The organism is Citrobacter sp. Cpo071, assembly GCF_030332765.1.
In the GTDB taxonomy this organism is placed as follows: domain Bacteria; phylum Pseudomonadota; class Gammaproteobacteria; order Enterobacterales; family Enterobacteriaceae; genus Citrobacter; species Citrobacter portucalensis.
This window is the reverse complement of the sequence record NZ_JAOWHE010000085.1, coordinates 1,048,552-1,068,196: the sequence shown is the minus strand read 5'-3', so window position 1 is coordinate 1,068,196 and position 19,645 is coordinate 1,048,552. Positions and strand designations below refer to the sequence as shown.

Here is a 19,645-nt window from a genome sequence, read left to right as displayed (position 1 = left end):
GGCGCATCGTGCGCCGCTACACTATCAGCAGATCTACTTTTTGCCGCACCAGACACTGGAAGAGCATGGAAACGAAAAAAAAGAATATTGAGTATATCCCTGAGTTTGATAAATCATTTCGCTATCCGCGCTACTGGGGCGCCTGGCTGGGTGTAGCGGCGATAGCTGGGATTGCGTTAACGCCGGCGTCATTTCGCGATCCTATTCTGGCAAAGCTCGGACGGATGGTTGGACGCTTGGGAAAAAGCTCACGTCGCAGAGCGCTGATCAATTTATCCCTTTGTTTTCCTGAACGCAGCGAAGCTGAGCGCGAAGCCATTGTTGATGAGATGTTCGCGACCGCCCCTCAGGCGATGGTCATGATGGCGGAACTCGCCCTGCGAGGGCCGGAGAAAATTCAGAATCGGGTTGACTGGCAGGGCCTTGAAATCATCGAAGAGATGCGCCGCAACGATGAAAAAGTGATTTTTCTCGTTCCTCATGGCTGGGGCGTAGATATCCCGGCGATGCTGATGGCTTCCCAGGGACAGAAAATGGCAGCAATGTTCCACAATCAGGGAAACCCGGTATTTGATTACGTCTGGAACACGGTACGCCGTCGTTTCGGAGGTCGATTACATGCGCGTAATGATGGCATCAAACCGTTTATTCAGTCTGTACGTCAGGGATATTGGGGATATTACTTGCCGGATCAGGACCATGGGCCTGAGCACAGTGAGTTTGTCGATTTTTTTGCTACCTATAAAGCAACGTTACCGGCAATTGGTCGCTTGATGAAGGTTTGCCACGCGCGTGTAGTGCCGCTGTTTCCGGTGTATGACGGTAAAACTCACCGCCTGACGATTAAGGTCCGTCCTCCGATGGATGACATCCTGACAGCGGATGACCACACCATTGCCAGACGAATGAACGAAGAGGTGGAAATTTTTGTCACGCCTCATGTCGAACAATATACCTGGATACTGAAACTGCTTAAGACGCGTAAACCCGGCGAGATTGAGCCCTATAAGCGCAAAGATCTTTATCCGAAGAAATAAAAAAAAGCCTCTCAAACGAGAGGCTTTTTTACATCAAACGCTGGCGTTACTCGACGGTCAGGATACGCGTGGTGTTAGTTGAGCCAATAGTGCTCATCACATCGCCCTGTGTCACGATCACCAGATCGCCGGAAACCAGATAGCCTTTATCACGCAGCAGGTTCACTGCTTCATTGGCGGCAACGACGCCATCTGTTTCGCTGTCAAAGTGAACCGGGGTGACACCGCGATACAGAGAGGTCAGATTCAGCGTACGTTCATGACGAGACATCGCGAAAATTGGCAGACCGGAACTGATACGAGAAGTCATCAGCGCAGTACGACCGGACTCCGTCATAGCAATGATAGCAGTGACCCCTTTAAGGTGGTTAGCAGCGTACATCGCTGACATCGCAATCGCTTCTTCAACGTTATCAAACTGCACGTCCAGGCGGTGTTTAGAGACGTTGATGCTTGGGATCTTCTCTGCACCCAGGCAAACGCGCGCCATTGCCGCGACGGTTTCCGCCGGGTACTGACCTGCTGCTGTTTCGGCAGAGAGCATCACGGCATCGGTGCCGTCGAGGACGGCGTTAGCCACGTCCATCACTTCCGCACGAGTCGGCATTGGGTTGGTGATCATCGACTCCATCATCTGTGTGGCGGTGATGACCGCACGGTTCAGCTGACGCGCACGACGAATCAACGCTTTCTGAATACCTACCAGCTCAGGGTCACCGATTTCAACACCCAGGTCGCCACGGGCTACCATCACTACGTCAGAAGCGAGGATGATGTCATCCATCGCATTCTGGTCGCAGACGGCTTCTGCACGTTCTACCTTGGCGACAATTTTCGCATCGCAACCGGCGTCGCGCGCCAGACGGCGGGCATAGTTTAGATCTTCGCCGCAACGCGGGAAGGAGACAGCCAAATAGTCAACGCTGATTTGCGCTGCGGTAATGATGTCGGCTTTGTCTTTTTCGGTCAGGGCTTCAGCAGAGAGACCGCCGCCCAGTTTGTTGATGCCCTTGTTATTGGACAGCGGGCCACCGACAGTGACTTCGGTGAAGACTTTCATGCCCTGAACTTCCAGCACTTTAAGCTGTACGCGCCCGTCGTCGAGCAGCAGGATATCGCCAGGCACGACGTCTGCAGGAAGTCCCTTATAATCAATGCCGACTTTTTCTTTGTCGCCTTCGCCTTTACCGAGGTTGGCGTCTAACAGGAACTTGTCGCCAACATTAAGAAAAACTTTACCTTCTTTAAAGGTAGATACGCGGATTTTAGGTCCCTGCAGGTCACCCAAAATAGCTACATGACGTCCCAGTTTTGCGGCAATTTCACGGACCTTATCCGCCCGCAGTTTGTGATCTTCTGGAGAGCCGTGGGAAAAGTTCATACGTACGACGTTCGCACCCGCGGCGATAATCTTCTCAAGGTTGTTATCGCGGTCAGTTGCCGGGCCTAACGTGGTAACGATTTTGGTTCTGCGAAGCCTTCTGGACATGTAATACTCCGTTGACTGAAACAACTAGGTGTTGCGTGAACATTAATCCGGCCGTTCTCAAACATTAACGGTAAAATGAACGACCCGGATGATAAAAGGGTAGAACATTGTTATTGCTTTTAGCTGTCATCACTCTTGATGAGTAATTCTTTATCAAAACGCGATTCCTTGAGCGCTTCCTTGACACGCTTCAAGTTATCTCTAAATTTTGCCCCTCGGCGCAAAGTAAATCCTGTAGCCAGCACATCTATCACGGTCAGTTGAGCAAGTCGAGAGACCATGGGCATATAAATGTCAGTATCTTCCGGTACATCGAGGGTAATAGCCAGCGTGGCTTCACGCGCCAGTGGCGTGCCGGGAGAGGTGAGGGCGATAACCATAGCGTCGTTTTCCCTTGCTAACTGCGCCAGTTCAACCAGACTTTTGGTTCTTCCGGTATGAGAAATAAGCACAATGACGTCGTCGTCGCTACAATTCATACAACTCATCCGTTGCAGGACAATGTCGTCGGAATAGATTACCGGTACGTTAAAGCGGAAAAATTTGTTCATCGCGTCGTGTGCGACCGCGGCGGAAGAACCTAAACCAAAGAAGGCGATTTTCTTCGCCTGGGTTAACAAATCTACCGCCCGGTTTACCGCCGCGTTATCCAGCGACTGACGAACGTGGTCAAGGCTTGCCATCGCCGATTCGAAGATTTTCCCCGTATAAGATTCTACGCTGTCATCCTCATCCACATTGCGATTAACATAAGGGGTACCATTTGCCAGACTTTGTGCCAGATGCAGTTTAAAATCAGGGAAGCCGCGCGTATCCATGCTACGACAGAAACGGTTCACCGTCGGTTCGCTGACGCTGGCTTCTACAGCAAGCGCAGCGATGCTTGAGTGAATTGACTGCTCGGGAGAGGCAAGAATAATGTCGGCGACTTTACGCTCTGACTTGCTCAAATGTTCCAGTTTTAACTGGATTTTTTCCAGCATATTCATGATGTAGGTAGACTCATGGGTCATGGGCAAAAACGATTTCAACGATAAGGGGAAATCGAGTGGTAACTCTGGTAGATAGTACCCCTGCTAGTGCAGCAACGGGGCAAAATGGACAAAATAGTTGTTGTTTTTTTTCATTACATGATCGGAGTCGGATTTTCATACTTCTTCATGGGTACGAAAAAGACGACTTTTTTATCCATTTTGATGGGTTATACGCCAATAAAGCGGCTGTTCGCGGTAACAGCACGGCTGGATAAGCGTTTACGGTTTCCGGATTCACGTAAAAGCAGTACAGTGCACTGTAATAAAATTACAACCAGTGTCTGGCAAAAGCACCAGGCACTTAATTGAGGAGAATGACATGGCGGTAACGCAAACAGCCCAGGCATGTGATCTGGTCATTTTCGGCGCGAAGGGCGACCTGGCGCGGCGGAAATTGCTGCCTTCCCTGTATCAACTGGAAAAGGCCGGCCAGATTAACCCGGATACCCGCATCATTGGGGTTGGGCGTGCCGACTGGGACAAAGCAGCCTATACCAAGGTTGTGCGCGAAGCGCTCGAAACCTTCATGAAAGAAAAAATTGATGAAAGTTTGTGGGAAACCCTCAGCGGTCGTCTTGAGTTTTGTAACCTGGACGTCAACGACACCGCCGCGTTTAAGCGTCTGGGCAAAATGCTGGATCAAAAATCGCGTACCACCATCAACTATTTCGCAATGCCGCCGAGCACCTTTGGCGCGATCTGCAAAGGTCTGGGTGAAGCAAAGCTGAATGCTAAGCCTGCCCGCGTGGTGATGGAAAAACCGCTGGGTACATCACTGGCAACATCCCGTGAAATCAACGATCAGGTTGGCGAGTATTTCGAAGAGTGCCAGGTTTACCGCATCGACCACTATCTCGGCAAAGAGACGGTACTGAACCTGTTGGCACTGCGTTTTGCCAACTCCCTGTTTGTGAATAACTGGGATAACCGCACTATCGACCACGTAGAAATTACCGTGGCGGAAGAAGTGGGCATTGAAGGGCGCTGGGGCTACTTTGACCAGGCCGGTCAAATGCGCGACATGATCCAGAACCACCTGCTGCAGATCCTGTGCATGATCGCGATGTCTCCGCCGTCCGATCTGAGCGCAGACAGCATCCGTGATGAAAAAGTGAAAGTACTGAAATCACTGCGTCGTATCGATCGTTCGAACGTACGTGAAAAGACAGTTCGTGGTCAGTACACCGCCGGTTTTGCCCAGGGCAAAAAAGTTCCGGGATACCTGGAAGAAGAAGGCGCGAACAAGAGCAGCAACACGGAAACGTTTGTGGCGATCCGTGTGGATATCGATAACTGGCGCTGGGCGGGCGTACCGTTCTACCTGCGTACCGGTAAGCGTTTACCGACCAAGTGCTCTGAAGTGGTGGTTTACTTCAAAACGCCTGAGCTGAATCTGTTCAGAGAGTCCTGGCAGGATCTACCGCAGAACAAGCTGACCATCCGTTTGCAGCCTGATGAAGGTGTCGATATCCAGGTACTGAACAAAGTGCCGGGTCTGGATCACAAGCATAATCTGCAAATTACCAAGCTTGATCTGAGCTATTCAGAAACCTTCAACCAGACGCACCTTGCCGACGCCTACGAGCGCCTGCTGCTTGAAACGATGCGCGGCATTCAGGCGCTGTTTGTGCGCCGTGATGAAGTTGAAGAAGCATGGAAGTGGGTCGACTCCATTACCGAAGCCTGGGCAATGGACAACGACGCGCCGAAGCCGTATCAGGCAGGCACCTGGGGACCGGTTGCTTCTGTGGCCATGATCACCCGTGATGGTCGTTCCTGGAACGAATTCGAGTAAAATATCATCTAGCCCATAGGTGTTATTTTACCGGTAACATGATCTAACACAGATTGTAGAATAATTTTTGCACTTTTAAGCTCCGCGTGGATTCACCCGCGGGGCTTTTTTTATTACACTGCCTGAAACGATTTTGCCCCTGAGCTACGGCTAACAAGCGATTCAGCTGCTTTTAACCCAACTGAAACACATTGTTGATCCAACGCTCTGACAGATAAATTTTAGGAGCCTCTATGAATCCGAATTTGTTACGCGTAACAAAGCGTATTGTCGAACGTTCTCGCGACACGCGTTCCGCCTACCTTGCCCGTATTGAACAAGCGAAATCGACTACCGTTCATCGTTCACAGCTGGCGTGCGGTAACCTGGCGCATGGTTTTGCTGCCTGCCAGCCGGATGACAAGGCCTCGCTGAAAAGCATGCTGCGTAACAATATCGCGATCATTACCTCCTATAACGACATGCTTTCCGCGCATCAGCCGTACGAACATTATCCGGACATCATTCGTAAAGCGCTGCATGAAGCCAATGCGGTAGGCCAGGTCGCTGGCGGTGTTCCTGCGATGTGCGACGGTGTGACCCAGGGACAGGATGGGATGGAGCTTTCGTTGCTGAGTCGCGAAGTGATTGCGATGTCGGCTGCTGTCGGCCTCTCACACAATATGTTCGACGGCGCGTTATTCCTTGGCGTGTGCGACAAAATTGTCCCGGGTCTGGTGATGGCGGCACTGTCATTTGGTCATCTGCCTTCGATCTTTATTCCCTCCGGCCCGATGGCGAGCGGTCTGGCGAACAAAGAAAAAGTGCGTATCCGTCAGCTGTATGCTGAAGGCAAAGTCGATCGCATGGCGCTGCTTGAATCCGAAGCGGCGTCTTATCACGCACCGGGGACCTGTACGTTCTATGGCACCGCAAACACCAACCAGATGGTGGTGGAGTTTATGGGGATGCAACTGCCAGGGTCCTCATTCGTACACCCGGATGCCCCGCTGCGCGAAGCGTTGACCGCCGCGGCTGCTCGTCAGGTAACGCGTCTGACCGGCAACGGCAATGAATGGATGCCGATCGGTAAAATGATCGATGAAAAAGTAGTGGTGAACGGTATTGTCGCGCTGCTGGCGACCGGGGGGTCAACCAACCATACAATGCACCTGGTTGCGATGGCGCGTGCAGCCGGGATTCTGATTAACTGGGACGACTTCTCCGATCTGTCCGATATCGTGCCGTTGATGGCGCGTCTGTATCCGAATGGTCCGGCAGATATTAACCACTTCCAGGCAGCGGGTGGCGTGCCGGTGTTAATGCGCGAACTGCTGAACGCGGGTCTGCTGCATGAAGATGTGAACACCGTTGCCGGGTTTGGTTTGTCGCGTTACACCATGGAACCCTGGCTCAACGATGGTGAGCTGGACTGGCGCGAAGGGGCAGCGAAGTCTCTGGACAGCAATGTGATTGCTACCATCGATAAGCCATTCTCCCACCACGGCGGTACCAAAGTGCTGAGCGGTAACCTCGGGCGTGCTGTGATGAAAACGTCGGCGGTTCCGGTAGAAAATCAGGTAATTGAAGCGCCCGCGGTTGTTTTTGAAAGTCAGCATGATGTATTGCCGGCCTTCGATGCGGGACTGCTCGACCGTGATTGCGTAGTCGTTGTGCGCCATCAGGGACCAAAAGCAAACGGAATGCCAGAATTACATAAACTCATGCCGCCACTTGGTGTATTATTGGACCGTTGTTTCAAAATTGCGTTAGTTACCGATGGACGACTTTCAGGTGCTTCAGGTAAAGTGCCTTCAGCAATCCATGTAACCCCAGAAGCCTACGATGGCGGGCTGCTGGCAAAAGTACGCGATGGCGACATCATTCGTGTGAATGGACAGACAGGTGAATTGACGCTGCTGGTTGATGAAGAGGAACTTGCTTCTCGTCAGCCTCACATTCCTGACCTCAGCGCATCGCGCGTGGGCACAGGCCGTGAAATGTTCAGCGCGTTGCGTGAAAAGCTGTCCGGTGCGGAACAGGGCGCAACCTGTATCACTTTTTAAGACTTATTTTGTAATCAGGCGAGAGAAAACTCTGATGAAAAACTGGAAGACAAGTGCAGAAGCAATCCTGACCACTGGCCCGGTTGTACCGGTTATCGTGGTTAATAAACTGGAACACGCAGTGCCGATGGCAAAAGCGCTGGTTGCAGGCGGCGTGCGCGTTCTGGAAGTGACCTTACGTACCGCATGTGCGATGGATGCCATTCGCGCGATCGCAAAAGAAGTTCCGGACGCTATCGTTGGTGCAGGTACTGTACTGAATCCACAACAGCTGGCTGAAGTGACCGAAGCCGGTGCACAGTTTGCTATCAGCCCGGGTCTGACCGAGCCGCTGCTGAAAGCCGCAACGGAAGGCACTATTCCGCTGATCCCTGGTATCAGCACCGTGTCTGAACTGATGCTGGGTATGGACTACGGTTTGAAAGAGTTCAAATTCTTCCCTGCTGAAGCAAATGGTGGTACCAAAGCGCTGCAGGCAATTGCGGGTCCGTTCTCTCAGGTGCGTTTCTGCCCAACCGGCGGTATCTCTCCGGCGAACTACCGTGACTACCTGGCACTGAAAAGCGTGCTGTGCATCGGTGGTTCCTGGCTGGTTCCGGCGGATGCGCTGGAAGCGGGGGATTACGATCGCATTACTAAGCTGGCTCGTGAAGCAGTAGAAGGCGCGAAGCAGTAATCCGTTAATGCGTAAACCGTAGGTCGGATACGGCATCAATGCTTTATCCGGCCTACGGGTCTGGTTTTTATCCTGCGACTTTCACCTGTGCGGCTGCGTCTTTCGCGCGTATCACCGCATCTTCAATGCTCTGTGCTGTGGCCAGCACAACGCCCAGACGACGGCTCCCGTCGATTTCCGGCTTGCCAAAAAAACGCACTTGCATACCCGCACCTACAGCGGCTTGCACGTTTTCAAACGTGATATTCTGGCTGGTAAGATGCGGCAGAATAACGGCGGAAGCAGAAGGTCCATACTGGCGGATTTCGCCAACGGGCAGACCGAGAAATGCACGTACGTGCAGGGCAAACTCAGACAGATCCTGCGAAATTAAGGTCACCATACCCGTGTCGTGAGGGCGAGGGGAGACTTCGCTGAAAATCACCTCATCACCACAGACAAACAGCTCCACGCCAAACAGTCCGTGACCGCCCAGCGCCAGTACCACCTTGCGGGCAATCTCCTGCGCGCGCGCCAGCGCCAGGTCACTCATCTGCTGCGGTTGCCAGGACTCGCGATAATCGCCATCTTCCTGGCGATGACCTACCGGCGCGCAGAAATGCACACCATCAACGGCGCTGACGGTTAGCAGGGTGATTTCAAAATCAAAATTCACTACGCCTTCGACGATAACGCGTCCGGCGCCTGCCCGGCCTCCCTGTTGAGCATAGTTCCACGCCTCGGTGAGCTGATCGGCTGAACGGATAAAGCTCTGCCCCTTGCCGGAAGAACTCATTACCGGCTTCACAATGCAGGGATAGCCGATTTCGGCAACGGCCTCACGAAATCGTGTTTCGGTGTCTGCAAAACGGAAAGATGATGTGGGTAAAGACAATTCTTCGGCGGCGAGGCGACGGATTCCTTCCCGGTTCATGGTCAGTTGGGTCGCTCGTGCGCAAGGCACAACGTGTTGACCTTCCTGTTCCAGTTTGATCAGCATATCCGTGGCAATCGCCTCTATTTCCGGCACGATGTAATGTGGTTTTTCACGCTCGACAAGCTGGCGTAATGCCTCGCCATCCAGCATGTTAATTACGTAGGAGCGATGGGCAACGTGCATGGCTGGCGCGTCGGGGTAACGATCCACGGCAATGACTTCCACACCCAGGCGTTGGCATTCAATCGCCACTTCTTTACCCAGTTCACCTGAACCTAATAACATCACTCGCGTTGCTGCGGGACGCAGCGCTGTGCCTAATAACGTCATAAATTAATCCCCTGTTTTATCTGGGCGCAGTATATACGAAAACGTTTGCGTCTGTCTTTATTACCAGGTTGATTTCAGGGCTTAAAAAGAATATACTGTACATAAATACAGGTAATTTAAGAGGCTGCAAAAATGGCGGTTGAAGTTAAATACGTAGTCATTCGGGAAGGTGAGGAAAAAATGTCGTTTACCAGCAAAAAGGAAGCCGATGCGTATGACAAAATGCTGGATACAGCAGATCTGCTCGACACATGGCTGGAGCAATCGCCGGTAGCGCTCGAAGACGAGCAGCGTGAAGCTCTTTCCCTGTGGCTGGCTGAGCAAAAAGATGTGCTGAGCGCCATTCTGAAAAACGGCAAGCTGCCTTCGCCACAGGCTGTCGAAAACGATGCACACACTGAGGATGATACTCAGGCTGCCTGAAACGACTTGCGCTCCTGACGTTTTGTACCATGCTTTTCCCTGAATCATTGTGCAATCTCTGACGTTATTTCACGTTGCCGCAGGCAACCTGAAGGACGAAGGGGAGATTAAGGAGAAAAGAATGTATAAAAAAAGAGCGTTATTGAGCCTGCTGTTATTGTCTGCCAGCGTATCGGTATTTGCGGCAAATATGGAAAGCAAGAATGTTCAGTTCCCCAAGTGCGAAGGACTGGATGCTGACGGTATTGCGGCAAGCGTGAAACGTGACTATCAGCAAAATCGCATCGCGCGCTGGGCTGACGATCAAAAACTCGTCGGGCAAGCCGACCCTGTCGCCTGGGTCAACACGCCCGATATTACGGGCAAAGACGGGAAATGGTCAGTTCCCCTGACGGTTCGCGGTAAAAGCGCGGATATTCACTATCAGGTAAAAGTCGACTGCAAAGCCGGAACAGCGGAGTATCAGCCGCAGTAACGCAGGTATTTGCACATCTTTTGATGACCTGAACACTTCCTGACATCCCCTCGGGTACGCTTTGATGATTATTCGTCTGTACTTGAGGGGCAAAATGGCTAATTGGCTGAATCAACTACAATCTCTTCTTGGGCAAAAAGGATCCTCCACGTCATCTTCTGGCGAGCAAGGGCTGAGTAAACTTCTGGTTCCAGGCGCGTTAGGCGGTCTGGCAGGATTACTGGTTGCCAACAAATCTTCACGTAAATTACTGAGTAAATACGGCACCAGCGCGCTTCTGGTGGGCGGCGGCGCGGTTGCCGGTACCGTGTTATGGAACAAATACAAAGATAAAGTTCGCGCTGCGCATCAGGATGAGCCGCAGTTTGGCGCACAAAGCTCACCGCTGGATGAGCGAACTGAACGTCTGATCCTGGCGCTGGTTTTTGCGGCGAAAAGCGACGGTCATATTGATGCTAAAGAACGAGCGGCCATTGAGCAGCAGCTTCGTGAAGCGGGCGTGGAAGAGCAGGGCCGCGTTCTGATTGAACGAGCCATTGAACAACCGTTAGATCCCCAGCGCCTGGCGCAAGGGATCCGCAACGAAGAAGAAGCGCTAGAAATTTACTTCCTGAGCTGTGCGGCGATTGATATCGACCACTTTATGGAGCGTAGCTATCTCAATGCGCTGGGCGATGCGTTGAAGATCCCGCAGGATGTTCGTGAAGGTATTGAACAGGATCTCAAAGAACAAAAACAGGCTTTACCGGGTTAATTACTTACCGCTAAGGTGCATGTTTCGCTTGCATCATTGCTGTCTTTTGCCACCCTTATAGGATGTTTAAGCAAAAGAACAATGACATGCTACCAAAAGCTTCTCGTATTCCCCACGCCATGACGCAGCATGGCGATACTCGTGTTGATAATTATTACTGGCTGCGAGATGACACTCGCTCGCAGCCAGAAGTGCTGGATTATCTGCAACAAGAAAATGCGTATGGCCGTCAGGTTATGGCCTCGCAGCAGGCTTTGCAGGATCGCGTCCTGAAAGAAATTATCGACCGTATCCCGCCTCAGGATGCTTCCGCCCCCTATGTGAAGAATGGTTATCGCTACCGGCATATTTATGAACCGGGGTGCGAATATGCTATTTATCAGCGTCAGTCTGCCCTCAGTGAAGAGTGGGATGATTGGGATACTCTGTTGGATGGGAACCAGCGCGCGGCACACAGCGAGTTTTATACGCTGGGAGGACTGGCGATATCTCCGGATAACACCATCATGGCGCTGGCGGAAGATTATCTCTCTCGCCGGCAATATGGCGTGCGTTTTCGCAACCTGCAAAGCGGCAACTGGTATCCGGAAGTGCTGGAAAACGTCGAAGCGGATCTGGTCTGGGCGAATGATTCTCAGACTTTCTATTACGTGCGCAAGCACGAAACAACGTTATTGCCGTATCAGGTGTGGCGACATACGGTCGGCTCGCCATCGTCACTGGATGAGCTGGTGTATGAAGAAGCCGATGATATGTTTTATGTCAGCCTGCATAAAACCACCTCGCTACACTATGTGGTTATTCATATCGCCAGCGCGACCACCAGTGAGGTTTTACTGCTTGACGCAGAACTGGCGGATGCCGAACCGTTGGTCTTTTTAGCGCGACGCAAAGACCATGAATACAGTCTCGATCACTATCAACACAATTTTTATCTGCGATCCAACCGTCAGGGGAAAAATTTCGGCCTGTATCGTACCCGCGTTCGTGATGAGCAAGCCTGGGAGACGCTGATCCCTGCGCGCGACAACGTGATGCTGGAGGGCTTTACGCTATTCACTGACTGGCTGGTGGTAGAAGAGCGTCAGCGCGGCTTAACCAGCCTACGACAGATTAATCGTAAAACGCGCGAAGTGGTCGGGATCGCCTTTGACGATCCGGCTTATGTGACCTGGCTTGCCTATAATCCAGAGCCGGAGACATCGCGCCTGCGCTATGGTTATTCCTCCATGACCACCCCGGACACGCTGTTTGAACTGGATATGGACACCGGGGAACGTCGTGTGCTTAAGCAGACGGAGGTCACCGGATTTGATGCGGCGAATTACCGTAGCGAACACCTATGGATAACTGCGCGTGATGGCACCGAGGTTCCGGTTTCGCTGGTTTATCATCAAAAGTATTTTCTGAAAGGAAAAAATCCGTTACTGGTTTATGGCTATGGATCATATGGCGCCAGCATGGATGCCGATTTCAGCAGCAGCCGTTTGAGCTTACTGGATCGTGGCTTTGTTTATGCTATTGCCCATGTGCGTGGTGGTGGTGAATTAGGACAACAGTGGTACGAGGACGGTAAGTTTCTGCACAAGAAAAATACTTTTAATGATTACCTCGACGTCTGTGATGCGTTGCTAAAAATGGGCTATGGCGCGCCTGAGTTATGTTATGGCATGGGCGGAAGCGCCGGAGGCATGTTAATGGGCGTCGCCATTAATGAGCGCCCGGAACGCTTCCATGGTGTTATTGCTCAGGTGCCGTTTGTCGATGTGGTAACCACAATGCTCGATGAATCAATTCCCCTGACGACCGGTGAGTTTGAAGAGTGGGGTAATCCGCAGGACGAAGAGTATTACACCTATATGAAAAGCTACAGCCCGTATGACAATGTAACCGCGCAGGCATACCCACATCTGCTGGTCACGACGGGATTACACGATTCCCAGGTGCAATACTGGGAGCCAGCAAAATGGGTGGCAAAACTGCGTGAGCTGAAAACGGACGATCGTTTGCTGCTACTTTGCACGGATATGGATTCCGGACACGGCGGTAAATCCGGGCGTTTTAAATCTTACGAAGGCGTGGCCCTTGAGTACGCTTTTTTGATTGGACTGGCGCAGGGAACGCTGCCTACTCAGGGGTGATCCAAATAGTGTTTTAGCGTTAATCGCAGTTCCGGGCTCATATTGTCAAGGTTATTAAATAACCAGCGCAGATAGCCCGGATCGCGTTCAGCTACTTCTGATACCGGTTTTCCGCGGTACTTACCAAAAGTGAAAGTAGTGAGTAACGCGGGACGGCCGGTAATATCGACCATTTGATCGGCTGTCCAGCCTGACGTCTGCATGATGTCGATCAGCAGTGCCGCAGTAATGTAGCAATCGTACAGGGCGCGGTGATGGTGGAGACCTGCTGGCGTCTGGACGCTCAGCTTGCGCGATTTATACAGCGCCATGTTGCTGTATTTGATCCCCGGCCACAACCGACGGGAGAGCTTCATGGTGCAAATCCATTCCCCGGGCATATCGGGCAATACGCGGCGGTCAAAGCTGGCATTGTGCGCAACGTACCATTCGCTGCCGTAATACTGCGGGATGACGTCTTCAATCCATGGCTTATCGGCCACCATTGCTTCAGTAATGCGATGGATAGCCATCGCCTGTGGGCTGATGGGGCGGTCGGGGCGTACCAGGTGGCTCATGGGGTTGACTATTTTTCCATCAACCACGTCGACAGAAGCAATTTCAACAATGCCTCCCTGTAGACCACAGGTTTCTGTATCTATTATGCGCAACATGCCATGCTCCTGACCCAAAACGACTAGCGTAATGGAATGATATCACCTTGCCAACCCCGTGGCGTGCGTTGGCCGGTTAACAGCAACGAACCGCTGTCTGCGCGAACAATCAATCGACCTCGTTCATCCCATAACGCACTGCTACCCCGCGCATTGGCCATTAATACCGCGATGGCGAATTTATGTGAGAAACTTTGTAGGAGAGATGTAGAGGAGAGCAGTTCCGGTTCACTGACTGACTGGCAGCTGGTGAACAGCGAATAGGCCGGGTCGATATCAATGCCTTCCGGTTGGCTATCTACAACGCTGATGGCATTTCGCTGTCTGGCAATACAGGCCCCGTGGCTCTGATGGAAGGTTAGTGGCGAAGTCATCCAGGGAGAGAAAAGTGCAATGCCTTTCACGAACCGGTTGTTATGTTCTACCGGTAGTCCCGCAATTATCGTCATACGATAAGTCGCGGCGGCATGTGCGAGAGGTTCTAACAGCGCTTCATCGGGTGGGGCAGGAAGCGCGTCATTCTCATCAACACAACCCAGCAATGAGAGGGAAGGGAAGACCAGCAATTCACATTGGCATTGAGCTGCCGCATGAATGAATTGCAGGTGATGCGCGACATGTTCGGTAACTGAGGTGTGAAGAGGTTCGTATTGTGCTGCTGCGATTTTCCAGTATGACATAATGATTTCCTTTTCATAGTGTCTACAACCATCCTTAATGTGTGGATTAAGAATATGCTTATACTGTAGCAGGCGTCATGTAAGGAATCGTAACGTAATATAAGTTTTATTTAACTTTAGGCTCGTATGGTAAACGTGAAAGCGAAACGGATGCCAGGCGGTGCGCGATGAGTCTTTCGCGGAACCAGTCGCGTAAATGCTCTGGCTGTTCGCGTTCAACAACTTCTGCAACAACGGGCATATTGTATCGCTCCTTAAATGCCACTCCAGCCGCAGCCAGATCGACATTGACCTTATCCATTTCCGCTTGCTCAAGTTTGGCCAGATTGATGTTCATGGGCTTCTCCTTTTCTCTGTCTTTCGGCGCGCAAAGTTACTAAGAGTGTGCGTTAATGGCAAGACAGAAATGATGATTCTCGACTCGACCATTGTAGAAGGTTATTCTCTACAGGTTAGACATAACAAAAAGGAATAGTTGAAATGGCTTCATCTGCATCTATGCTTCGCAACGCGCTCATCGTACTCGCCAGCGTCCTGGCAACACCTGCGGCATTCGCGCATGCCCACCTCACAAAACAAAGTCCGGCGGCTAACGCTGAAGTTGCGGCATCTCCTCAGGCGTTGACGCTGAATTTTTCTGAAGGCGTAGAGCCGGGATTCAGCGGTGCAACGCTGACCGGTCCTAACAAAGAACAGATCAAAACGGGCAAGGCATCGCGCAGTGAGCAGGACAAAACGCAGCTGATTGTTCCGCTTGATCAAACGCTTGAAGCAGGAAAATATACGGTCGACTGGCACGTTGTCTCCGTGGATGGTCACAAGACGAAGGGGCAATATACCTTTAGCGTGAAATAACCAATGCTGGCATTTACCTGGGTTGCACTACGGTTTATCCATTTTACCGCTTTGATGCTGGTGTTTGGCTGTGCGCTTTACGGCGCATGGCTGGCCCCCGTTTCGGTTCGTCGTTTAATGATGCGTCGTTTTTTACGTCTGCAACGGCATGCTGCAACGTGGAGCTTTATCAGCGCGACGCTGATGCTGGCGATTCAGGGTGGGTTAATGGGCTCAGGCTGGAGGGATGTTGTCTCTCCAGATGTTTGGCTCGCCGTGTTGCAAACGCAATTTGGCGGCGTCTGGTTATGGCAGATTATCCTCGCGTTGGTCACACTGGTGGTGACCATCATGGTGCCGCGCAGTATGCCGCGACTGCTGTTAATGCTGACAATTGCGCAGTTTATTTTGCTGGCTGGCGTCGGACATGCGACGCTGCACAGCGGTATCCCTGGCGCAATCCAGCAGGTTAACCACGCCTTACATTTGGTATGCGCTGCCGCCTGGTTCGGCGGTTTGCTGCCCGTACTTTACTGTATGCGAATGGCGCAAGGTCGCTGGCGGGAACAGGCCATCAGTACCATGATGCGCTTCTCACGCTATGGGCATCTTTTCGTTATCGGTGTTTTACTAACCGGTATTATGAATGCGCTGTTTATTGTCGGTTTTTCTGTTCCCTGGCACATGGCTTACGGGCGACTGCTTTTGTTAAAAGGTGCCCTGGTCATGTTAATGGTGGCGATTGCGCTGGTGAATCGGTATGTTCTGGTACCACGCATGCGGCAGGATAACCGCGGCATGACTCTCTATTTTATTTGGATGACCAAGCTGGAATGGGGTATAGGAGCCGTTGTGCTGGCGATTGTCAGCCTGTTTGCAACCCTTGAACCTTTCTGATTGATGGACTGGCGAAACGCATGAAAAAAATCATTATCTCTTTATTACTCCTGGCAAGCTCCGGAGCCGCGCTGGCTGCGCCGCAGGTCATTACCGTCAGCCGTTTTGAGGTTGGCAAAGATAAGTGGGCGTTTAATCGGGAAGAGGTGATGCTGACCTGCCGTCCAGGTAACGCGCTGTATGTCATCAATCCCAGTACGCTGGTGCAATACCCGTTGAATGATGTCGCCAGACAGCAGGTGGAGAGCGGAAAAGTCACGGCAAAGCCGATCGAGATTATCCAGATCGATGATCCTGCGAAACCGGGCGAAAAAATGAGCCTGGCACCGTTTGTAGAGCGTGCAGAAAAGCTCTGCTAATTGCCAGATGTAGCGCTCTGATTTCCAATAAAAAACCGCAAGGATCTCGCAGGAGAACTTGCGGTTTTCGCGTTTGGATGCGTAACAGACGTCCTTTTTTTCCGGCCACTTTAGTCGCGGACTGGAAAACCTGGCGCTGTCATCTATTCTTAAATGGCAGGGTAACTTAGCCTGCATTAATGCCAACTTTTAGCGCACGGCTCTCTCCCAAGAGCCATTTCCCTGGACCGAATACAGGAATCGTATTCGGTCTCTTTTTATGTGGCGAATGCGATGCCATCCAGGGCAAAACACGGCGTATCGCATGCTGCATTCTCCATAAACCATACCATACTCCTGCCCACGATCGTCCAGGCTTTTTTGCCATCATTGCTAAAATTATAACCAGGTACCCTTGTACTCTGGAGGCGACATGGGACGACTTGGCAATATCTATCAACGAATCGACGGTACGCAGTGGCGCCACGTTTGGGTGGTTGGGGATATCCACGGATGCTTCTCGATGCTGATGGCTAAACTTCGCCAGTACCGTTTTGATCCCTGGCAGGATTTGCTGGTTTCAATGGGGGATGTTATCGACCGTGGACCAGACAGTTTGCGTTGTCTGAAACTACTGCGTAAACGCTGGATTGTCGCGGTCAGGGGGAACCATGAACAGATGGCGCTGGACGCGCTGGCGACGGGGGATCAATTCATGTGGTTTATGAATGGAGGCTCGTGGTTCGAGCAGGCGGAGCAACCGGCAGCGAAATTTGCTCTTGAAGCGTGTTGGCAGTTACCCTGGATTCTGGAGCTGCATTGTCAGAACGGTATACACGTTATTGCTCATGCCGATTACCCGGATGATGATTATCAGTGGCTAAAAGAGATCGATTTACAGCGCGTGCTGTGGGACCGCTCGAGGCTGATGCGCAATGGTTGTGGGATTCACGGCGCGGATCACTTCTGGTTTGGCCACACGCCGTTGCGCCATCGGCTGGATCGCGAGAATCTACACTATATTGATACCGGTGCTGTATTCGGCGGCGAGTTAACGCTGGTACAACTGCAATAATCAAAAATCGCTGTATTCCTGGGCCGGATGCCAGAAACTGTCGATGTAGTCGTCCGCAGGTAAACATCCGCCGTTACGAATACGTTGATCGTCCATCGATATCAGGCACTGCTGCTCAGTTTTGTAGACATCAACCACGATATCTTCACAACCGCCATCCAGATAGCACACAAAAAGAACCAGCGTGAACATTCCATCCTCAAATGGTAAAGCCATACCTGTAGTGTAGAAGATGTTGATAGATGAGGGAAATTAACCAAGAAATAACCCGTCTGGCGACGGGTTCTTTTTGAATCAGGCAAGGCGCATGATCCAGGCATCTGACTTACGATCGTAGTGTTCGCGAAATAGTACTGAATGTTCTCCGTTCAACAGGGCCGGGACGCTGGTGTCGGCATCCCAGGCATCCAGTTGCATACATAAATCCGGATCGGATTTACACGGAATGGTTAACGTTCGGTCCCCCGGCGATTCGCCATGTAACTCGGCGTCGTCGATTTCAAAAGCGCCAATGCGCACACTGGTTTTCATCATCGTGCTCTCCGTTAATTTGCTGGTTGTGGTACGACCAGTTAGGCCGTCCATTTTTCAGCGTAGTCAACGTTAGCAAAAGCGCCAGTAAAAACGTGCGTTATCCCGTAAAGAGTTTGCCATCCCGGACAAGATCGCGCGGGTAACTATTCTTCAGTCGCGATCCAATGCGTTTTGCCAGACCGATCGGCTGATGCTGGAACGTAACCAGTACGTCGTCACTCGTCGGTGCGGTTTGCGGGTAAACATCTCTACCGCGATACCACTCTTCCGCTTCGGCAAGGGTCAGTTCGAATGCATGGCTGTGGTTCGGGTCGGCGAGGGCGATAACGGCCTCATGCTGCCAGCGATACCCTTTATTGTGGGTTTCAGCCAGTTTGATCCCGAGTCGAGAAAAGCGAACCTTGCCAATCAGAGGTTCAATTTCAGTCGGGAACAGCCAGATCTCTTTATCGCGCTGCCACAGGCGCAAATTATCTTCCCACTGCAGTCCACAAGCGCTCGCGGCTTGCGTGACAAGCGCAGATTCGCGTCCTTTAAGCGGGCTAAACGGGAAGTTACCGACTTTATACTTCGGCGCAGGTAGTGCAGGGATTGCAGCTGTTTTGCGTAAACGCGCAACGAAGAAACCTTCGCAATCGTAAATCTGCGGGAATACATGCAGGAATCCTTCCGGCGTCAGGGCGCGTTCGGCCTGCGGAAATAAATCGCCCAGAGGTAAAAACTCGACGGCATCAGGGTAGGTCTCAATCAACCACTGCATGATATTTTCATTTTCGTCACGATTAAGCGTACAGGTCGAGTAAACCAATGTGCCACCGGGACGCAGGGCGTGGAAGGCGCTGTCGAGCAGTTCGCGCTGGGTTGCGGCAATTTCCAGATTACTTTCTACAGACCAGTTTTTTAGCGCATCGGGGTCTTTACGCACCACGCCTTCACCGGAACACGGTGCGTCGAGCAATATGGCATCAAATGATTCCGGCAACGCAGCGCCAAATACGCGTCCGTCAAAATGGGTCAGGGCGACGTTGGCTATCCCGCAACGGCTGATATTGGCATGCAGGACTTTGACGCGACTGGCAGAAAACTCATTCGCCAGAATGGCGCCTCGATTATTCATTTTTGCGGCAATTTGCGTGGTTTTGGAGCCGGGGGCTGCCGCAACATCCATTACGCGTTCCGGGGTATTGCCTTCGGCGAACAGTGCTGCGACTGGCAGCATTGAACTGGCTTCCTGAATATAAAACAGGCCGCTTAAATGTTCTGCGGTGCTGCCGAGCGGCACTGACTCTTCATCATCGCGCTCGATCCAAAAGCCTTCAGCACACCAGGGAACCGGAGTGAGAGACCAGTTGTAAGGTGCTGTCAGCGCGAGGAAATCGGCAACGGAGATTTTCAGCGTATTGACGCGAATGCTGCGGCGCAACGGGCGCTGACAGGCAGCGAGAAATTCATCGAATGAGAGCGTGGAAGGCATTGCTTCACGCATTTGAGTCAGAAAGGCGTCGGGAAAATAAGCCAC

At 51.9% G+C, this 19,645-nt stretch carries 21 protein-coding genes; 12 read left to right on the top strand and 9 right to left on the bottom strand.

Annotated features, from left to right (window positions below; translation table 11 throughout):
* The first annotated feature begins 65 nt into the window (after positions 1-65).
* The gene (gene lpxM, locus OGY09_RS22235; protein ID WP_020996628.1) at positions 66-1,037 is read left to right on the top strand and encodes a lauroyl-Kdo(2)-lipid IV(A) myristoyltransferase; all 972 of its coding nucleotides are present in this window, start codon (positions 66-68) and stop codon (positions 1,035-1,037) included.
* A 46-nt stretch (positions 1,038-1,083) separates the two neighbouring features.
* Here lpxM and pyk read toward each other — a convergent pair whose 3' ends face one another.
* The gene (pyk, locus tag OGY09_RS22230; protein ID WP_003034890.1) at positions 1,084-2,526 is read right to left on the bottom strand and encodes a pyruvate kinase; all 1,443 of its coding nucleotides are present in this window, start codon (positions 2,524-2,526) and stop codon (positions 1,084-1,086) included.
* Positions 2,527-2,645: 119 nt separating this feature from the next.
* Positions 2,646-3,515, bottom strand: coding sequence for a MurR/RpiR family transcriptional regulator (locus OGY09_RS22225; RefSeq protein WP_032943783.1), 870 nt, complete (start codon positions 3,513-3,515; stop codon positions 2,646-2,648).
* 364 nt (positions 3,516-3,879) lie between these two features.
* Here OGY09_RS22225 and zwf point away from each other — a divergent pair, with 364 nt between their 5' ends.
* From zwf to kdgA, 3 genes are all read left to right on the top strand, one after another.
* Entirely contained in the window at positions 3,880-5,355 is a 1,476-nt protein-coding gene (gene zwf, locus OGY09_RS22220) for a glucose-6-phosphate dehydrogenase (protein ID WP_003833817.1), read from the top strand.
* Positions 5,356-5,588: 233 nt separating this feature from the next.
* On the top strand, positions 5,589-7,400 hold the full coding sequence (gene edd / locus OGY09_RS22215) for a phosphogluconate dehydratase (RefSeq protein WP_032943782.1): 1,812 nt from the start codon (positions 5,589-5,591) through the stop codon (positions 7,398-7,400).
* Between the two features lie 34 nt (positions 7,401-7,434).
* The gene (gene kdgA / locus OGY09_RS22210; protein WP_003034901.1) at positions 7,435-8,076 is read left to right on the top strand and encodes a bifunctional 4-hydroxy-2-oxoglutarate aldolase/2-dehydro-3-deoxy-phosphogluconate aldolase; all 642 of its coding nucleotides are present in this window, start codon (positions 7,435-7,437) and stop codon (positions 8,074-8,076) included.
* A 67-nt stretch (positions 8,077-8,143) separates the two neighbouring features.
* On the opposite strand, the gene purT is transcribed toward kdgA, so the two are convergent.
* On the bottom strand, positions 8,144-9,322 hold the full coding sequence (purT, locus tag OGY09_RS22205; protein ID WP_032943781.1) for a formate-dependent phosphoribosylglycinamide formyltransferase: 1,179 nt from the start codon (positions 9,320-9,322) through the stop codon (positions 8,144-8,146).
* A gap of 132 nt (positions 9,323-9,454) precedes the next feature.
* Here purT and yebG point away from each other — a divergent pair, with 132 nt between their 5' ends.
* The 4 genes from yebG to ptrB all read left to right on the top strand — a co-directional run bounded on the left by yebG (position 9,455) and on the right by ptrB (position 13,115).
* Entirely contained in the window at positions 9,455-9,745 is a 291-nt protein-coding gene (yebG, locus tag OGY09_RS22200) for a DNA damage-inducible protein YebG (RefSeq protein ID WP_032943780.1), read from the top strand.
* 121 nt (positions 9,746-9,866) lie between these two features.
* Positions 9,867-10,220: a protein YebF gene (gene yebF / locus OGY09_RS22195; RefSeq protein WP_020996626.1), complete on the top strand. Its 354-nt coding sequence runs from the start codon at positions 9,867-9,869 to the stop codon at positions 10,218-10,220.
* A 94-nt stretch (positions 10,221-10,314) separates the two neighbouring features.
* Positions 10,315-10,974, top strand: a complete 660-nt coding sequence (locus tag OGY09_RS22190) for a tellurite resistance TerB family protein (RefSeq protein ID WP_032943779.1) — start codon at positions 10,315-10,317, stop codon at positions 10,972-10,974.
* An 86-nt stretch (positions 10,975-11,060) separates the two neighbouring features.
* The gene (gene ptrB, locus OGY09_RS22185; protein WP_122973793.1) at positions 11,061-13,115 is read left to right on the top strand and encodes an oligopeptidase B; all 2,055 of its coding nucleotides are present in this window, start codon (positions 11,061-11,063) and stop codon (positions 13,113-13,115) included.
* On the opposite strand, the gene exoX is transcribed toward ptrB, so the two are convergent.
* The 3 genes from exoX to OGY09_RS22170 all read right to left on the bottom strand — a co-directional run bounded on the left by exoX (position 13,106) and on the right by OGY09_RS22170 (position 14,785).
* Positions 13,106-13,768, bottom strand: coding sequence for an exodeoxyribonuclease X (exoX, locus tag OGY09_RS22180; protein WP_032943776.1), 663 nt, complete (start codon positions 13,766-13,768; stop codon positions 13,106-13,108). The two genes, ptrB and exoX, sit on opposite strands and share 10 nt — an antisense overlap.
* A gap of 23 nt (positions 13,769-13,791) precedes the next feature.
* Complete coding sequence (locus tag OGY09_RS22175) at positions 13,792-14,448, bottom strand: carbon-nitrogen hydrolase family protein (RefSeq protein ID WP_275399173.1); 657 nt, start codon at positions 14,446-14,448, stop codon at positions 13,792-13,794.
* Positions 14,449-14,554: 106 nt separating this feature from the next.
* Positions 14,555-14,785 (bottom strand): DNA polymerase III subunit theta, encoded by a 231-nt coding sequence (locus tag OGY09_RS22170; protein ID WP_003034925.1) that lies wholly within the window; start codon positions 14,783-14,785, stop codon positions 14,555-14,557.
* Positions 14,786-14,928: 143 nt separating this feature from the next.
* On the opposite strand from OGY09_RS22170, the gene yobA reads away from it, so the two are divergent.
* The 4 genes from yobA (at position 14,929) to pphA (ending at position 17,592) form a co-directional block, all read left to right on the top strand.
* Positions 14,929-15,303 (top strand): CopC domain-containing protein YobA, encoded by a 375-nt coding sequence (gene yobA, locus OGY09_RS22165; protein ID WP_032943775.1) that lies wholly within the window; start codon positions 14,929-14,931, stop codon positions 15,301-15,303.
* 3 nt (positions 15,304-15,306) lie between these two features.
* Positions 15,307-16,179 carry a copper homeostasis membrane protein CopD gene (gene copD, locus OGY09_RS22160; RefSeq protein WP_032943772.1) on the top strand — a complete coding sequence of 291 codons (873 nt, stop codon included), beginning with the start codon at positions 15,307-15,309 and terminating at the stop codon, positions 16,177-16,179.
* Positions 16,180-16,199: 20 nt separating this feature from the next.
* Positions 16,200-16,538, top strand: coding sequence for a YebY family protein (locus OGY09_RS22155; protein ID WP_032943770.1), 339 nt, complete (start codon positions 16,200-16,202; stop codon positions 16,536-16,538).
* Positions 16,539-16,950: 412 nt separating this feature from the next.
* Entirely contained in the window at positions 16,951-17,592 is a 642-nt protein-coding gene (gene pphA / locus OGY09_RS22150) for a protein-serine/threonine phosphatase (RefSeq protein ID WP_032943768.1), read from the top strand.
* Here the strand turns inward: pphA and OGY09_RS22145 are convergent, their stop codons facing one another.
* The 3 genes from OGY09_RS22145 to rsmF all read right to left on the bottom strand — a co-directional run bounded on the left by OGY09_RS22145 (position 17,593) and on the right by rsmF (position 19,645).
* The gene (locus tag OGY09_RS22145) at positions 17,593-17,784 is read right to left on the bottom strand and encodes a YdfD/YebW family protein (RefSeq protein ID WP_003034941.1); all 192 of its coding nucleotides are present in this window, start codon (positions 17,782-17,784) and stop codon (positions 17,593-17,595) included.
* Positions 17,785-17,886: 102 nt separating this feature from the next.
* Complete coding sequence (locus tag OGY09_RS22140) at positions 17,887-18,123, bottom strand: YebV family protein (RefSeq protein ID WP_029139506.1); 237 nt, start codon at positions 18,121-18,123, stop codon at positions 17,887-17,889.
* A gap of 100 nt (positions 18,124-18,223) precedes the next feature.
* The gene (rsmF, locus tag OGY09_RS22135) at positions 18,224-19,645 is read right to left on the bottom strand and encodes a 16S rRNA (cytosine(1407)-C(5))-methyltransferase RsmF (RefSeq protein WP_071992550.1); all 1,422 of its coding nucleotides are present in this window, start codon (positions 19,643-19,645) and stop codon (positions 18,224-18,226) included.

Bases quoted from the DNA above. Each gene is read 5' to 3' on its own strand.
- OGY09_RS22145 (WP_003034941.1), bottom strand. From the start codon at position 17,784: ATGTTCACGCTGGTTCTTTTTGTGTGCTATCTGGATGGCGGTTGTGAA.
- yebF (WP_020996626.1), top strand. From the start codon at position 9,867: ATGTATAAAAAAAGAGCGTTATTGAGCCTGCTGTTATTGTCTGCCAGC.
- pphA (WP_032943768.1), top strand. From the start codon at position 16,951: ATGGGACGACTTGGCAATATCTATCAACGAATCGACGGTACGCAGTGG.
- OGY09_RS22225 (WP_032943783.1), bottom strand. From the start codon at position 3,515: ATGAATATGCTGGAAAAAATCCAGTTAAAACTGGAACATTTGAGCAAG.
- edd (WP_032943782.1), top strand. From the start codon at position 5,589: ATGAATCCGAATTTGTTACGCGTAACAAAGCGTATTGTCGAACGTTCT.
- purT (WP_032943781.1), bottom strand. From the start codon at position 9,322: ATGACGTTATTAGGCACAGCGCTGCGTCCCGCAGCAACGCGAGTGATG.
- ptrB (WP_122973793.1), top strand. From the start codon at position 11,061: ATGCTACCAAAAGCTTCTCGTATTCCCCACGCCATGACGCAGCATGGC.
- OGY09_RS22190 (WP_032943779.1), top strand. From the start codon at position 10,315: ATGGCTAATTGGCTGAATCAACTACAATCTCTTCTTGGGCAAAAAGGA.
- yebG (WP_032943780.1), top strand. From the start codon at position 9,455: ATGGCGGTTGAAGTTAAATACGTAGTCATTCGGGAAGGTGAGGAAAAA.
- exoX (WP_032943776.1), bottom strand. From the start codon at position 13,768: ATGTTGCGCATAATAGATACAGAAACCTGTGGTCTACAGGGAGGCATT.
- OGY09_RS22170 (WP_003034925.1), bottom strand. From the start codon at position 14,785: ATGAACATCAATCTGGCCAAACTTGAGCAAGCGGAAATGGATAAGGTC.
- kdgA (WP_003034901.1), top strand. From the start codon at position 7,435: ATGAAAAACTGGAAGACAAGTGCAGAAGCAATCCTGACCACTGGCCCG.
- OGY09_RS22155 (WP_032943770.1), top strand. From the start codon at position 16,200: ATGAAAAAAATCATTATCTCTTTATTACTCCTGGCAAGCTCCGGAGCC.
- copD (WP_032943772.1), top strand. From the start codon at position 15,307: ATGCTGGCATTTACCTGGGTTGCACTACGGTTTATCCATTTTACCGCT.
- zwf (WP_003833817.1), top strand. From the start codon at position 3,880: ATGGCGGTAACGCAAACAGCCCAGGCATGTGATCTGGTCATTTTCGGC.
- pyk (WP_003034890.1), bottom strand. From the start codon at position 2,526: ATGTCCAGAAGGCTTCGCAGAACCAAAATCGTTACCACGTTAGGCCCG.
- yobA (WP_032943775.1), top strand. From the start codon at position 14,929: ATGGCTTCATCTGCATCTATGCTTCGCAACGCGCTCATCGTACTCGCC.
- OGY09_RS22175 (WP_275399173.1), bottom strand. From the start codon at position 14,448: ATGTCATACTGGAAAATCGCAGCAGCACAATACGAACCTCTTCACACC.
- OGY09_RS22140 (WP_029139506.1), bottom strand. From the start codon at position 18,123: ATGAAAACCAGTGTGCGCATTGGCGCTTTTGAAATCGACGACGCCGAG.
- lpxM (WP_020996628.1), top strand. From the start codon at position 66: ATGGAAACGAAAAAAAAGAATATTGAGTATATCCCTGAGTTTGATAAA.